A 13,075-nucleotide genomic window follows, 5' to 3' on the forward strand; every position below is an offset into this window, starting at 1 on the left:
CGAGGACAGCCCCATGACGAACCCCGCCAGCCAGAGCACGCCACGCCCGGTCGCCCTGATCATCCTGGACGGCTACGGCCATAACCCGGACGCCGCCCACAACGCCGTGCTGGCCGCCCGCACCCCGGTGATGGACCGCCTGCAGCAGGCGCATCCGGCGACCCTGATCCACACCGACGGCCGCCACGTGGGCCTGCCCGACGGCCAGATGGGCAACTCCGAGGTGGGCCACATGAACCTCGGCGCCGGCCGCGTCGTCTACCAGGACTTCACCCGCATCACCAAGGCGATCGAGGACGGCGACCTGGATCTCATCGACGCCCTGACCGCGCCCATCGATGCCGCCGTGGCGGCGGGCCGGGCGGTGCACCTGCTGGGCCTGCTCTCCCCGGGCGGCGTGCACAGCCACGACGACCACTTCATTGCCATGGCCGAGCTAGCCGCCCGCCGCGGCGCGCAGCGTATCTACGTCCACGGCTTCCTGGACGGTCGCGACATGCCGCCCAAGAGCGCCCTGGCCTCCCTCGAGCGCGCCAACGGGCGCCTCGCCGAGCTGGTCGGCGCCGACAACGGCTTCGTCGCCTCCATCATCGGCCGCTACTACGCCATGGACCGCGACAACCGCTGGGATCGCGTCGAGAAGGCCTACCGCCTGCTCACCGAGGGTGTCGGCGAGTTCGAGGCGGTGAGCGCCGAGGAGGGGCTGCGCGCCGCCTACGAGCGCGGCGAGACCGACGAGTTTGTGGCCGCTACCAGCATCCGCCCCACCGGCGCCCCGGTGGTGCTGGAGGAGGGCGACGCCGCCATCTTCATGAACTTCCGCGCCGATCGCGCCCGGGAGCTGACCCGCGCCTTCGTCCAGGAAAACTTCGACGGCTTCGAACGCCGCGTCTGCCCGCGCCTCGCCGCCGACGGCCTGGTGATGCTGACCCAGTATGCCGCCGACATCCCCGCCCCCGCGGCCTTCCCGCCGGCGTCGCTCACCAACACCCTGGGCGAGGTGATGGAGGCCCGCGGCCTGACCCAGCTGCGCATCGCCGAGACCGAGAAGTACGCCCACGTCACCTTCTTCTTCTCCGGCGGCCGCGAGGCCGAGTACACAGGCGAGACCCGGATCCTGGTGCCCTCCCCCCAGGATGTGAAGACCTACGACGAGAAGCCTGAGATGAGCGCCGTCGAGGTCACCGACAAGCTGGTGGCGGCCATCGAGTCCGGCGACTACGACCTGATCGTCTGCAACTACGCCAACGGCGACATGGTCGGCCACACCGGCGACTTCGACGCCGCGGTGAAGGCCATCGAGGCCGTCGACACCTGCGTGGGCCGGGTGGTGGAGGCGATCGAGAAGGTCGGCGGCGCCTGCCTGGTGACCGCCGACCACGGCAACGCCGAGCAGATGGTCAACCCGGAGACCGGCAACCCCCAGACCGCCCACACCACCTTCGCTGTGCCGCTGATCTACGTGGGCCCGCGCCCGGCGCGGCTCCAGGAGGACGGCAGCCTGTGCGACATCGCCCCAACCCTGCTGACCCTGATGGACCAGCCGGTGCCGGAGGAGATGACCGGCCGGGTGCTGGTCGACTTCGACGCGGCCTCCTGACGCGAGCCGGCCCCATGGCCAGCCCACGCCGCCTGCCCCGAGGGTCAGGCCGGTTCACGGTGGCGCTGCTGGCGCTCTGCCTGGCCGCGCCGCTGGCCGCCCAGCCCAGCGAGCGGGCGGCCCGGGAGCGGCTCGATGCCATCGGCAGCGAGATCCAGGGGGTCTCGCGACGCCTGACCACCACGCGGGAGGCCCAGGCGGAGGCCAGCCAGGGACTGCGCCGGGTGGAGACCGCCCTGGCCGAGACCCATCGTCGCCTCGACCTCCTGCAGGAGGAGCGCGAGGAGCTGGGCGACGAAATCGTCACCCTGGAGCGGCGCCGCGACCTGCTGGAGGCGGAGCGCGCCGACCAGGTCGAGGCCCTGAATATCCAGCTCGATGCCCTCTACCGCCTGGGCCAGAGCCCGCAGCTCAAGCTGCTGCTCAACCAGGACGACCCCGCCCGCCTCGACCGCCTGCAGCACTACCTCAACCATCTCTCCCGGGCCCGCAACGCGCGTCTCGATGAGCTGGCCCGGCTCGATACCGCCCTGGGCGAGACCCGCCGCGAGCTCGACGCCCGCGGCGAGCGCCTCGACGCCCTGGCCACGGAGCTCGCCGCCCGCTCCAGCGACCTGGCCGAGCAGATGCGTGAACGGGCCGCGCTGGTGGCCGACCTCGACAGCCGCTACGCCAGCGAACAGGTCCGCCTGACGGAGCTGGAGCAGGACCGCGCTCATGCCGAGCGGGTGCTGCGCCAGGTGCAGGAGGAGCTGGCCAGGCTCGAGCGCCCGCCCCCCTCCACCGCCATCGAGCAGACCCGGGGCGACCTGCCCTGGCCGGTGCAGGGCAGCGTCGCCTCGCGCTTCCGGGCCGGCGACGGGGTGCATCGCAACGGCATCCTGATCCAGGCCGCCGAGGGCACGCCGGTCCGGGCCGTGCACGCCGGCCGAGTGGTGTTCGCCGACTGGATGCGCGGTTTCGGCAACCTGCTGATCATCGACCACGGCGATCAGGTGATGACCCTGCACGCCCACCTCCAGCAGTTCGGCGTGCAGGTGGGGCAGGCGGTCTCCCGGGGTGACGTGCTGGGAGCGGTGGGCAACAGCGGTGGCCACCAGCGTCCGGCGCTCTACTTCGAGGTGCGCCGCGGCGGCGATCCCATCGATCCGCAGTCGTGGATCGCCACGCGCTGAGGAGCGCGCTATTTCCCTGCCCGGGGCCGCCGGGCTATGCTGGCTCCCTACCGTCCCGGAACAGCGGAGATCGCATGACCCCAGCGCTTCCCATGCCTGGCAGGGCCGGCCTCGCCCTCTCGCCGCGACGCCTGCTGGCCTCGCTGCTGCCCGTCGCCCTGCTGGCGCTCCCCCTGCCCGCCGTGAGCGCGGTGAATGACGACCTGCCGGTGGAGGAGATCCAGACCTTCGCCGAGGTGTTCGAGCGCATCAAGCGCGCCTACGTGGAGGAGGTGGACGATGCCACCCTGCTGCGCAACGCCATGCGCGGCATGCTCAGCGAGCTCGACCCCCACTCCGCCTTCCTGGATCGCGAGCAGTTCCAGAGCCTGCGCGAGTCGACCCAGGGCGAGTTCGGCGGGATCGGCATCGAGGTGGGGCTGGAGGACGGCCAGCTGACGGTGATCACCCCCATCGATGACACCCCGGCCTCCCGCGCCGGCCTGCAGGCCCGCGACCAGATCCTGAGCATCGACGACACCCCCACCGAGCGCCTCTCGCTGCAGGAGGCGGTCAACCTGATGCGCGGCGAGCCGGGCACCCGCATCGAGCTCACCATCCTGCGCCGCGGCGAGAGCTCGCCGCGCACCGTCACCCTGACCCGCGAGGTGATCCGCACCGAGAGCGTGCGCAGCGAGCTTTTGGAGCCGGGCTACGGCTACCTGCGCGTCAGCCAGTTCCAGACCCGCACCGGCGACCAGGTCGCCGAGCAGATTCGCCGCCTGGAGCGCGAGGCGCCGCTGAGCGGCCTGGTGCTCGACCTGCGCAACAATCCCGGCGGGGTGCTGCAGGCGGCGGTGGGCGTCGCCGACGCCTTCCTCGATAGCGGCCTGATCGTCTATACCGAGGGGCGCCTGCCGGACACCGAGATGCAGTTCAGCGCCAGCCCGGGCAGCGCGGCACCGGAGGTGCCCCTGGTGGTGCTGATCAACGGCGGCAGCGCCTCGGCGGCGGAGATCGTCGCCGGCGCCCTGCAGGACCAGCGCCGGGCGGTGGTGATGGGCACCGAGAGCTTCGGCAAGGGCTCGGTGCAGCAGATCATGCCGCTGGGCAACGGCGAGGGGCTCAAGCTCACCACGGCGCTCTACTACACCCCCAACGGCCGCTCCATCCAGGCCCAGGGCATCGAGCCCGACGTGGAGGTGGTGCGCGGCCGGGTGGAGGTCACGGAGACGGGCCGCGAGGTGCGCGAGGCGGACCTCGAGGGGCACCTGCGCTCCCGCGACGCGCCGCGGGAGCGCGCCGAGCTCAGCGAGCGCCTGCGCGAGGACTACCAGCTCGGCGAGGCGCTCAACCTGCTCAAGGCGCTCAATGTGTTGAGCCGGCGCTAGGCCGGCTCCATCAGCGGCATGTCCTAGGCAGCCGTCCCCGATGCCCCGTCGCCTGCTGCAGCAGCAGGCGCTTGAGCGGGGTAAGCCGGTCCACGGCGCCCATGCCCAGGTTGCGGGCCAGCGCCAGCGCCGGGTGGCGCGCACCGAACAGCAGCCGGAAGCCATCCATCAGCGCCAGCATGCCGGCGTTGTCGCCGCGCCGGCGCCGCGCATAGCGGGCCAGGACCCGCTCATCGCCCAGCGCCGCGCCGCGTCGCCGCGCCGCCAGCAGCTCCTCCGCCAGCACCGCCGCATCCATCAGCCCGAGGTTCACCCCCTGGCCCGCCAGGGGGTGAATGCTGTGGGCGGCATCCCCCACCAGCGCCAGCCCCGGCAGCACATAGCGCTCGGCATGGCGCTGCACCAGCGGGAAGGCCACCGCGCGGTCCACCACCGTCACCTCGCCCAGGCGATGGCCGATGGCCGCCGCAAGCGCCTCCCCCAGCGCCTCGGGCGCCAGGCCCAGCAGCCGCTCGGCCTCCTCCGGCGAGGTGGACCAGACGATGGAGCAGTGGTCAGACTCGCCGTTCAGGCGCAGCGGCAGGAAGGCCAGGGGACCGGTAGGCAGGAAGGCCTGACGGGCCACCTCGCCGTGGGGCCGCGCCACCTTCACCGTGGTCACCATTGCCCGGTGGCCGGTATCGCGCTGGCGGGTCTCGATGCCGGCGAGCTCGCGCAGCGGTGAGCGGGCGCCATCGGCGGCCACCACCAGGGGGGCCACCAGACGGCGGCCATCCGCCAGGTGCACGCACCGCCCCCCCTCGGCGTCCGTCAAGCCGGTCACCCGGGCACCCAGCAGCAGCCGCACCGAGGGCAGCGCCACCAGGCGCCGCTCCAGGGCGGCCTGGGTCACGTCGTTCTCGACGATATGGCCCAGCTTCGCCACCCCGGCCTGCTCGGCGGAGAAGCTCACCTCGCCGCTGCCCTCGGCGTCCCACACCTGCATGAACCGGTAGGGGCTGATGCGACGCGCCGCCATCCACTCCCAGGCGCCGAGCCGCTCCAGCAGCCGCTGGGAGACCGGCGTCAGCGCGCTGACCCGCATGCCGGGCTGCCCACGCCCCACCGCCTCGTGGTCCAGCAGCGACTCGCGGGCGTCCACCAGGGCCACCTCGACACCCGCCTGGCCCAGCAGGCAGGCCAGGGCCGCCCCGACCATGCCGGCCCCGACCACCACCACCTCGGCGTGCTCCGCGACGCCCGCCGGTCGTTCGTCGTGGCCCTGAGGCTCCGCACTCGCCTCCATCGGCCGCTCCTTGCCCACTGCACTCATGGTCGCTTCCTCATGATGTATCTCCTCTAGCGTTCCAGCCCCATGGCGCGCCGTGCCAGGCCGCGGCGCAGCGGGCCGGCCAGGTTGAGGCCGATCAGCCCCGCCGCCCGGGCATGGGAGAGCAGCGCGCTCTCGATGCCGAACAGCCGCACCAGGCCATCGCTGAACCGGACCACGTTGTGACGGTCGGCGTGGCGGCGCGCCTCGAAGTCGGCCAGCACCCCGGCGCTGCCCGGCGCCTCGCCGCGCTGCCGGCCGGCCTCCATGGCGGCCACCAGGTCCATCACCCCGCGCAGCGCCAGGTTGAAGCCCTGCCCCGCCACCGGATGCAGCGCATGGGCCGCGTTGCCCAGCACCGCCAGGCCCGGGCGCGTGGTCTCGCGAGCGGTCACCAGGCTCAGCGGATAGGCATGGCGGCTCCCCACCCGCCGGAACCGTCCGGCGCGGTCGCAGAAGGCCCGCTGCAGCTCGGCCAGGAAGTCGCCGTCGCCGAGGGCCAGCCGGCGCTGCTCGGCGCCCAGCGGGTGGGTCCAGACCAGCTCCATGGCCTGGCCGCGCAGCGGCAGCAGGGCGATGGGGCCCTCCGGGGTGAAGCGCTCCCAGGCCTCCCCGTCGTGGGGCCGGCTCAGCTCGACGCTGGTGATCAGCGCCACCTGGTCGTAGGGGTGGCTGTCGCTCTCGATGCCGAGCCGCTCCTTGAGCCCCGAGCGGCCGCCGTCGGCCAGCACGGTGAGCCCGGCCTCGAGGCGCTCCCCGTCGGAGAGGGTGAGGCGGTGGCCGCCGGACGTCGGCTCGATCTCCTCCACCCTGGCCGGACAGTGCCAGGCGATGGGCAGCTCGGCCAGGCGCCGATGCAGCACCTTCCCCATCCAGGCATTGGGAATCACATGCCCCAGGGCGGCCACCCCCAGCTCCTCGCTGGTGAGCCGGGTCGCCCCGAAGCGGCCGCGTTCGCTGACGTGGATACGCCGGATCGGCGCGGCGTGCTCGGCCAGGGCCGGCCACAGCCCCATGCCGGCGAAGTGCTCCGCCGACCCCTGGGCGATGGCGCTGGCCCGGGCATCGAAGCTGGGCTGGAAGGGGGCGTCGGCCATCTCGCGGATCGGGGCGGCCTCGATCACCGCCACCGACAGGCCGGCCCGTTCGATCATGGGCACCAGGGCGCAGGCCAGGCTGGCCCCCACCAGGCCGCCGCCGACGATGGCGATATCCACGCGACGCGGGGTCCGGGCGCCGCCCGGGACGGCCTCCGGGTCGCCCGCCCGGCCAGGGCGAGCTGAGGATCGGGGTTGATTCACGGCATCTCCGAGCAGGATATTTCGTAATGTAAATTACATAATGTTGAATTCGATGGCTTTTGTGGCGATCACTCTGCCGCCATCAGCGCCTCGATCTCGTCGATTCCCTTAGGCACTCCGGCGGTTAGCACCTCATGCCCGCCGGCGGTGACCGCCACATCGTCCTCGATGCGGATGCCGATGCCGCGGAAGGCGGCGGGAATATCCTCATCGTCGGGAACGTAGAGACCGGGCTCCACGGTCAGCACCATGCCCGGCACCAGGGAACGCGGCTCCCCCGCCTGGCGGTAGCCGCCCACGTCATGGACGTCGAGCCCCAGCCAGTGGGAGGTGGAGTGCAGGTAGAAGCGCCGGTAGCTCTCGTCATCGATGCGCGCCTGCACCTCGCCCTCGAGCAGCCCCAGGCCGATCAGCCCCTCGGTGAGGCCCCGCACCACGCCCTCGTGGAGCTCGGCCAGGGTCACCCCGGGCGCGATCGCCGCCACGGCCCGCTCCTGAACCCCCAGCACCAGGGCATAGAGGGCGCGCTGGGCCTCGCTGAAGCGGCCGTTCACCGGGAAGGTGCGGGTGATGTCGCCGGCATAGAGGTCGAACTCGGCGCCGGCGTCGATCAGCACCAGGTCGCCGTCCCGCAGCAGGGCGCGGTTCTCGATGTAGTGCAGCACACAGGCATTGGCGCCGCCACCGACGATGCTGGCGTAGGCCGGCCCGCTGCCGCCCTGCCAGCGGAACTCGTGCTCCAGCTCGGCCTGGAGGTGGTACTCGGCGAGCCCCGGGCGCGCCGTGCGCATGGCCCGCACATGGGCCCTAGCGGAGATCCGTGCGGCATGGCGCAGCAGCGCGAGCTCCGCCTCGCTCTTGATCAGCCGCGCCTCGTGGAGCAGCGGCGCCACGTCCGCCAGCGCCGCCGGGGGCGAAGCGCCCTGGCGGACCCTGGCCGCCAGGGCGCCGCGCACCTCCTCGGCGATGGCCATGGCCTCGGGGCTGTCCAGGGGCAGGTAGAGGGTGCGACGGCCGTCCAGCATCGCCTCGAGCCGCTCGTCGCGCTCGGCGTTCTCGAAGGCCTGGTCCACCGCGTGCTCGCGCACTGCACCCTCGGCGCCCAGCCGGATGCCGGTCCAGGCCTCCATCAGCGGATTGCGATCCTGGCAGAAGAGCACGCTCTCGCCCTCGGGGCGCCCCGGCAGCAGCACCAGCAGGGCATCGGGCTCCGGGAATCCCGTCAGGTAGTGGAAGTCGCTGTGCTGGCGGAAGGGAAACTCGCTGTCCCGGGAGCGGGTGACCAGGGAGGCACCGGGCAGCAGCACGGCGCTGTCGGCGGGCAGCGCCGCCATCAGGGCGCGGCGCCGCGCCAGGTACTCATCGTTGGTGATGGGGGCAGGGCGGGGCAGGATCTCGGGCAGCATGGAGGCTCCTCTGGATGGGGGTCGGCGGCTGGACTCAGGCAGGCACAGGGTCAGTGGCGGGTGTCGTCCCCGGCATCCTCGACCTGGGGCCTGCCGGGATGCTGCTCGGTGTAGAGCAGCATGGCGGCCATGCGGACATGTTCGGTGAGGGCGAAGAGGTCCCCCTCGTTCTCGGCGCTCTCCTCGAGCTCGACCTCCATGGCAGCCACGGAGGCCAGGTCGTCGAGGGCTTCACGCAGGGCAGGCGACCAGGCCTCGCGGGGGCCGTCACCGGCGTCCCTGACCACCTCCAGGAAGCCCAGGGTCCACTCCTGGAGCCCCCGGGCGCGCTCGGCCAGGGAGAAGAGGTCGTCGGGCAGCAGCGGCTCGAAGACGAGCTCGCTGCCGGCCAGGGCGTCGAGGGTCTGGCGCCGCCAGCCGAGGAAGCGTTCGGCACTGGGCTCGTCGCGGGGCTGCTCGACGCCCAGTGCCAGGCAGACCTCCTCGAGCCAGGCCTCGGCGGAGAGGTCGTGCATGGCCAGGCCAGCACACAGGCGGCCATCCAGGAAGGCCGGCGACTGCATGCTGCCGTGGAGCAGAAAGAGGTCGGCGATGGTGGAGAAGTCCTGGCGTTCGTTGATCAGTGACATGAGATGATCCGTGACGGGTGCGGGCAAGAAAGAGCCTCGCCGGGGGCGGCGCGTTGACCGCCCCGGAAGGGCTCTCTTATAGTGAGGTCCGAAACCTTTCCTGCCATGGATGTTAACGCATCGGGCCACCGGGGCGCGCGGCAGCTCTCCCGGCAGGCCGACCCGGAGCCTTCCGATGACCGACGCCTCGCGTCCGACCACCGATATCACCCTGCTGGGGCGCAGCTACATCATTGCCTGCCCGCCCGACGAGCAGGACAAGCTGGAGCGCGCCGCCCGCTACCTGGACCGCGCCATGGGCGGCATCCACGCCCAGAACAACCTGCTTGGCACCGAGCGGATCGCCATCATGGCGGCCCTCAACATCGCCAACGAACTTCTCGAGGCACTGGACACCCAGCGCGCCAGCGAGCGTCACCTGGACACGCTGAGTGCCCGCCTGGAGCGCGCTCTGGCCGATGCCCCCCAGCGCTGAGCGCCCGCTGCAGAATCCGTTGGCCACTCCCAGTGGCTCTGGTAGGATGAAGGTGTTCCCTGGGGTGTTTGCCAGTCGTTATCGTCCCTCGAGCCTATGCGCAGTACCCAGGGGGCCATATGCTAGCCGGACCCGTGTGCATGTCCGTGCGTCGGAAAGCCTGACGGTTCGGCTGCGGCCACCCACCTTGAACCACTGGGTTCAAGGGCCAGAACGACAGCGGCACTCTGGGGAACCTCGTCTGCCATGACCCACCTCATGACGACACCAGCCGCACCCCTTCTTCTCGAATCCTTCGACGGTTCTCGCCAGGCCCTGCGCCGCGAGCTGCGTCGACGTCGTCGTGCCCTGACCCCAGAGCAGCGCCAGGCCGCCAGCCAACGCCTGTGCCGCCGGCTGCGCCGGCTGCCGGAGGTCCAGCGCGCCCGGCGGGTCGCCCTCTACCTGCCCAACGATGCCGAGATCGACCCCACGCCGCTCATCGGCTGGCTGCGTCGTCGCGGCGCCCGCGTCCACCTGCCGGTGCTGCGTCCACTCTCGCGCAACCGGCTGTGGTTCGTGCACTACCACCCCGACACCCCCATGGCGACCAATCGCTACGGCATCCCGGAGCCCGAGACCCGCCATGGCGCCCATCGCGCCCGGCGCCTGCCCGCCTGGGCCCTGGACCTGATCCTGCTGCCGCTGGTGGGCTTCGACGAGGAGGGGCAGCGCATGGGCATGGGCGGCGGCTTCTACGACCGCAGCCTGGCCTTCACCCGCCGCCCCGGCCCGCGGCCAAGGCTGGTCGGCCTGGCCCACGAGTGCCAGCGGGTCGCCTCCCTGCCGGTGGAGCCCTGGGACGTGCCGCTGGACGCCATTGTCAGCGACGCCCGGGTCATTCGGCCCTGATACCCACGCCCAACACGACGAACGGGGCGATGCCTCTCGGCATCGCCCCGTTCGCTATCGTTCTCTGGTCATGGCGCTGTCGGCCGCCTCGCCGGGCTCAGCTGCCCGCGAGCGCCTGGGCGTAGCCGGTCGCCACGAGGCCGATACAGAACAGCAGCACCAGTGCCATGACCAGATCGGGCTTGCGCTTCATCATCGACTCCGTAGGGGGGTGGAACTGGGCGTGACTATAGGGCCATCCGGCCCTCACCACAACCGTCCTTACCCAACGCTTACAGATTGAAACACCCGGCTGCCGTGGCACAGGGCGCGAGTCAGCACTTACCCCACCGGGACACCCGGTCAGGCCATGAACAGCCGGTAGGCGGCGTTGTCCGTCTCCTTCCAGTAGCGATAGCCGATCTCGTCGAAGTGCTCCTTCACGTGGGTGCGGTCACCGTTGGGGATCTGCATGCCGACCAGCACCCGGCCGTAGGCGGCACCATGGTTGCGGTAGTGGAACAGCGAGATGTTCCAGTCGTGGGGCAGGTGGGTCAGGAAGTTCATCAGCGCGCCCGGGCGCTCCGGGAATTCGAAGCGGTAGACCTCCTCGTCGAAGTGCTCCTTCGGCCGGCCGCCGCCCAGGTGGCGGATATGCAGCTTGGCGAGCTCGTTGTCGGTGAGGTCCTCCACCGGGTAGCCCGCCTCCCGCAGGCGGTCGATCACCGCCTGGCGATCCTCGCCGCCCGGTTTGACCTGGACGCCGACGAAGATATGGGCGTTCTCGGGGTCGGCATAGCGGTAGTTGAACTCGGTGACCATGCGCTTGCCGATGGTCTTGCAGAATTTCTTGAAGCTGCCCGGCTGCTCGGGAATGGTCACCGCGAGGATCGCCTCGCGCTGCTCGCCCAGTTCGGTGCGCTCGGCGATATGCTGCAGGCGGTCGAAGTTGGTGTTGGCGCCGGAGTTGATGCACAGCAGGGTCTGCCCTTCGGCGCCGGTCTGCTGGATGTACTTCTTGAGGCCCGCCAGGGACAGGGCGCCGGAGGTCTCCGAGACCGCCCGGGTATCCTCGAAGATATCCTTCACCGCGGCACACATCTCGTCGGTGTTGACGGTGATGACGTCGTCGATCAGGTCGCGGACGATGGAGAAGGGCACCTTGCCGATCTGCGCCACGGCCACCCCCTCGGCGAAGACGCCGACCTGCCCCAGGGTCACTCGCCGCCCGGCCTCCATGGCCGCCTTCAGGCAGGCGCTGTCCTCGGCCTCGACGCCGATCACCTTGATGTCCGGGCGTAGGTACTTCACATAGGCGGCCACCCCGGCGATCAGGCCGCCGCCGCCCACCGGCACGAAGATGGCGTCCAGGCGGCCCGCGTGCTGGCGCAGGACCTCCACGGCCACGGTGCCCTGACCGGCGATCACGTCGATATCGTCGAAGGGCGGGATATAGGTGTAGCCGTGCTCCTTGATCAGCTCCTGGGCGTGCTCGGCGGCCGCGGCGAAGGCATCGCCCTTGAGCACCACCTTGGCCCCGCGGGCTCGCACCGCCTGGACCTTGATCTCCGGCGTGATGCGCGGCATCACGATCACCGCCTTGACGCCCATCAGCTTGGCGGCCATGGCCAGGCCCTGGGCATGATTGCCGGCGGACGCCGCGATCACGCCCCTGGCCTTCTGGGCCTCGCTGAGCTGGGCCATCTTGTTGTAGGCGCCGCGAATCTTGAAGGAATAGACCGGCTGGAGGTCCTCGCGCTTGATCAGGATGGTGTTGTTGAAGCGACGGGAGAGGAAGGGTGCCGGGGAGATCGGCGTTTCCCGGGCGGCTTCGTAGACCCGGGCCTGGAGAATCTTCTTGACGGTAGCTTCGAGCATCCTGATATCCCAGAGGCGTGACGCGGGGCGCCAGACGGTTGCTGCACTGCAGAGAACCCCTATTGGTAGCATCCCGGCCGGCCTGGCGTCCAGCGGCGCCATGGCTGGCTGGGCTACCGCAATTACCGATAGGGTGAGAGCGAAAGGCGCCGGGGACAGGTCGGAGAGGGGGTCCGAGGACCAGGGATGGCCGAGGTAGCCTACAGGGAAGTACTCGTAGCGCCCCCTCGAGGGCCTGTCACCGGAACAGCCTTGAGCGGCACTGCCAACTTCGATGGCCCTGATCGGCAGACGGGCCTCGCTGGCCTATAATGGCGCCCGACTTCCCGCCCATCCATTCCGCCGATTCACCCCACCCAAGGAGAGCGACCCATGACCCAGGCCGGCCTGACCCAGGATCAGCTGAAGGACGCCGTGGCCGCGGCCGCCATCGACGAGATCAAGCCCTGGCTTTCGCGCAGCACCGTGCTCGGCATCGGCACCGGCTCCACCGCCAACCTGTTCATCGACCGGCTGGCCGCCCTGCGCGACGACTTCAAGGGCGCCGTGGCGAGCTCCGAGGCCAGCGCCGAGCGCCTGCGCGGCCACGGCATCGAGGTGTTCGAGCTCAACAGCGTCGGCACCGTGCCCTTTTACATCGACGGTGCCGACGAAGTGAACGCTCACCTGCACATGATCAAGGGCGGCGGCGCGGCCCTGACCCGGGAGAAGATCGTCGCCGCCTGCGCGGAGAGGTTCATCTGCATCGCCGATGCCTCCAAGAAGGTCGAGCGGCTGGGCGAGTTCCCGCTGCCGGTGGAGGTGATTCCCATGGCGCGCTCCTACGTGGCCCGGGAGCTGGTCAAGCTGGGCGCCGATCCGGTCTATCGCGAGGGGGTGGTCACCGACAACGGCAACCAGATCATCGACTGCTTCGAGTTCATGATCGACGACCCGGTGGCCATGGAGGCCAGGATCAACGCCATCGTCGGCGTGGTCACCAACGGCCTGTTCGCCGCCCGCGGCGCCGACGTGCTGCTGCTGGGAACCGAGCACGGCGTGGAGCGACTGACCCCCGCCTGA

At 71.0% G+C, this 13,075-nt stretch carries 11 protein-coding genes and 1 other RNA gene; 7 read left to right on the forward strand and 5 right to left on the reverse strand.

Annotated features, from left to right (window positions below):
- Positions 1–13 precede the first annotated feature (13 nt).
- The 3 genes from gpmI to HIR79_RS00975 all read left to right on the forward strand — a co-directional run bounded on the left by gpmI (position 14) and on the right by HIR79_RS00975 (position 4,145).
- Positions 14–1,600: a 2,3-bisphosphoglycerate-independent phosphoglycerate mutase gene (gene gpmI / locus HIR79_RS00965; RefSeq protein ID WP_169956102.1), complete on the forward strand. Its 1,587-nt coding sequence runs from the start codon at positions 14–16 to the stop codon at positions 1,598–1,600.
- 14 nt (positions 1,601–1,614) lie between these two features.
- Positions 1,615–2,775, forward strand: coding sequence for a murein hydrolase activator EnvC family protein (locus HIR79_RS00970; RefSeq protein ID WP_169956104.1), 1,161 nt, complete (start codon positions 1,615–1,617; stop codon positions 2,773–2,775).
- 74 nt (positions 2,776–2,849) lie between these two features.
- Entirely contained in the window at positions 2,850–4,145 is a 1,296-nt protein-coding gene (locus HIR79_RS00975) for a S41 family peptidase (protein WP_240407660.1), read from the forward strand.
- Between the two features lie 10 nt (positions 4,146–4,155).
- Here HIR79_RS00975 and HIR79_RS00980 read toward each other — a convergent pair whose 3' ends face one another.
- The 4 genes from HIR79_RS00980 to HIR79_RS00995 form a co-directional block, all read right to left on the reverse strand.
- Complete coding sequence (locus tag HIR79_RS00980) at positions 4,156–5,457, reverse strand: UbiH/UbiF/VisC/COQ6 family ubiquinone biosynthesis hydroxylase (protein ID WP_283241848.1); 1,302 nt, start codon at positions 5,455–5,457, stop codon at positions 4,156–4,158.
- A gap of 26 nt (positions 5,458–5,483) precedes the next feature.
- Positions 5,484–6,671, reverse strand: a complete 1,188-nt coding sequence (gene ubiH, locus HIR79_RS00985; protein WP_119022319.1) for a 2-octaprenyl-6-methoxyphenyl hydroxylase — start codon at positions 6,669–6,671, stop codon at positions 5,484–5,486.
- Positions 6,672–6,823: 152 nt separating this feature from the next.
- Positions 6,824–8,161 carry a Xaa-Pro aminopeptidase gene (pepP, locus tag HIR79_RS00990; RefSeq protein ID WP_169956106.1) on the reverse strand — a complete coding sequence of 446 codons (1,338 nt, stop codon included), beginning with the start codon at positions 8,159–8,161 and terminating at the stop codon, positions 6,824–6,826.
- Positions 8,162–8,211: 50 nt separating this feature from the next.
- The gene (locus HIR79_RS00995) at positions 8,212–8,790 is read right to left on the reverse strand and encodes a UPF0149 family protein (RefSeq protein WP_169956108.1); all 579 of its coding nucleotides are present in this window, start codon (positions 8,788–8,790) and stop codon (positions 8,212–8,214) included.
- Between the two features lie 175 nt (positions 8,791–8,965).
- Between HIR79_RS00995 and HIR79_RS01000 the strand changes: the two genes are divergently transcribed.
- The 3 genes from HIR79_RS01000 to HIR79_RS01010 all read left to right on the forward strand — a co-directional run bounded on the left by HIR79_RS01000 (position 8,966) and on the right by HIR79_RS01010 (position 10,156).
- Positions 8,966–9,265, forward strand: a complete 300-nt coding sequence (locus HIR79_RS01000) for a cell division protein ZapA (RefSeq protein ID WP_119022317.1) — start codon at positions 8,966–8,968, stop codon at positions 9,263–9,265.
- A 53-nt stretch (positions 9,266–9,318) separates the two neighbouring features.
- Positions 9,319–9,503: non-coding RNA, 6S RNA (gene ssrS / locus HIR79_RS01005), on the forward strand.
- A gap of 20 nt (positions 9,504–9,523) precedes the next feature.
- The gene (locus HIR79_RS01010; RefSeq protein ID WP_169956110.1) at positions 9,524–10,156 is read left to right on the forward strand and encodes a 5-formyltetrahydrofolate cyclo-ligase; all 633 of its coding nucleotides are present in this window, start codon (positions 9,524–9,526) and stop codon (positions 10,154–10,156) included.
- Between the two features lie 342 nt (positions 10,157–10,498).
- Here the strand turns inward: HIR79_RS01010 and ilvA are convergent, their stop codons facing one another.
- Complete coding sequence (ilvA, locus tag HIR79_RS01015) at positions 10,499–12,013, reverse strand: threonine ammonia-lyase, biosynthetic (RefSeq protein WP_169956112.1); 1,515 nt, start codon at positions 12,011–12,013, stop codon at positions 10,499–10,501.
- Positions 12,014–12,400: 387 nt separating this feature from the next.
- Between ilvA and rpiA the strand changes: the two genes are divergently transcribed.
- On the forward strand, positions 12,401–13,075 hold the full coding sequence (gene rpiA, locus HIR79_RS01020; RefSeq protein WP_110069151.1) for a ribose-5-phosphate isomerase RpiA: 675 nt from the start codon (positions 12,401–12,403) through the stop codon (positions 13,073–13,075).

It is taken from the genome of Halomonas sp. PGE1 (assembly GCF_013000985.1).
In the GTDB taxonomy this organism is placed as follows: Bacteria; Pseudomonadota; Gammaproteobacteria; order Pseudomonadales; family Halomonadaceae; genus Halomonas; species Halomonas alkalicola.

Coding starts and splice junctions, on each gene's coding strand:
- gpmI (WP_169956102.1), top strand. CDS start 14: ATGACGAACCCCGCCAGCCAGAGCACGCCACGCCCGGTCGCCCTGATC.
- HIR79_RS00970 (WP_169956104.1), top strand. CDS start 1,615: ATGGCCAGCCCACGCCGCCTGCCCCGAGGGTCAGGCCGGTTCACGGTG.
- HIR79_RS00975 (WP_240407660.1), top strand. CDS start 2,850: ATGACCCCAGCGCTTCCCATGCCTGGCAGGGCCGGCCTCGCCCTCTCG.
- HIR79_RS00980 (WP_283241848.1), bottom strand. CDS start 5,457: ATGAGTGCAGTGGGCAAGGAGCGGCCGATGGAGGCGAGTGCGGAGCCT.
- pepP (WP_169956106.1), bottom strand. CDS start 8,161: ATGCTGCCCGAGATCCTGCCCCGCCCTGCCCCCATCACCAACGATGAG.
- HIR79_RS00995 (WP_169956108.1), bottom strand. CDS start 8,790: ATGTCACTGATCAACGAACGCCAGGACTTCTCCACCATCGCCGACCTC.
- HIR79_RS01000 (WP_119022317.1), top strand. CDS start 8,966: ATGACCGACGCCTCGCGTCCGACCACCGATATCACCCTGCTGGGGCGC.
- HIR79_RS01010 (WP_169956110.1), top strand. CDS start 9,524: ATGACGACACCAGCCGCACCCCTTCTTCTCGAATCCTTCGACGGTTCT.
- ilvA (WP_169956112.1), bottom strand. CDS start 12,013: ATGCTCGAAGCTACCGTCAAGAAGATTCTCCAGGCCCGGGTCTACGAA.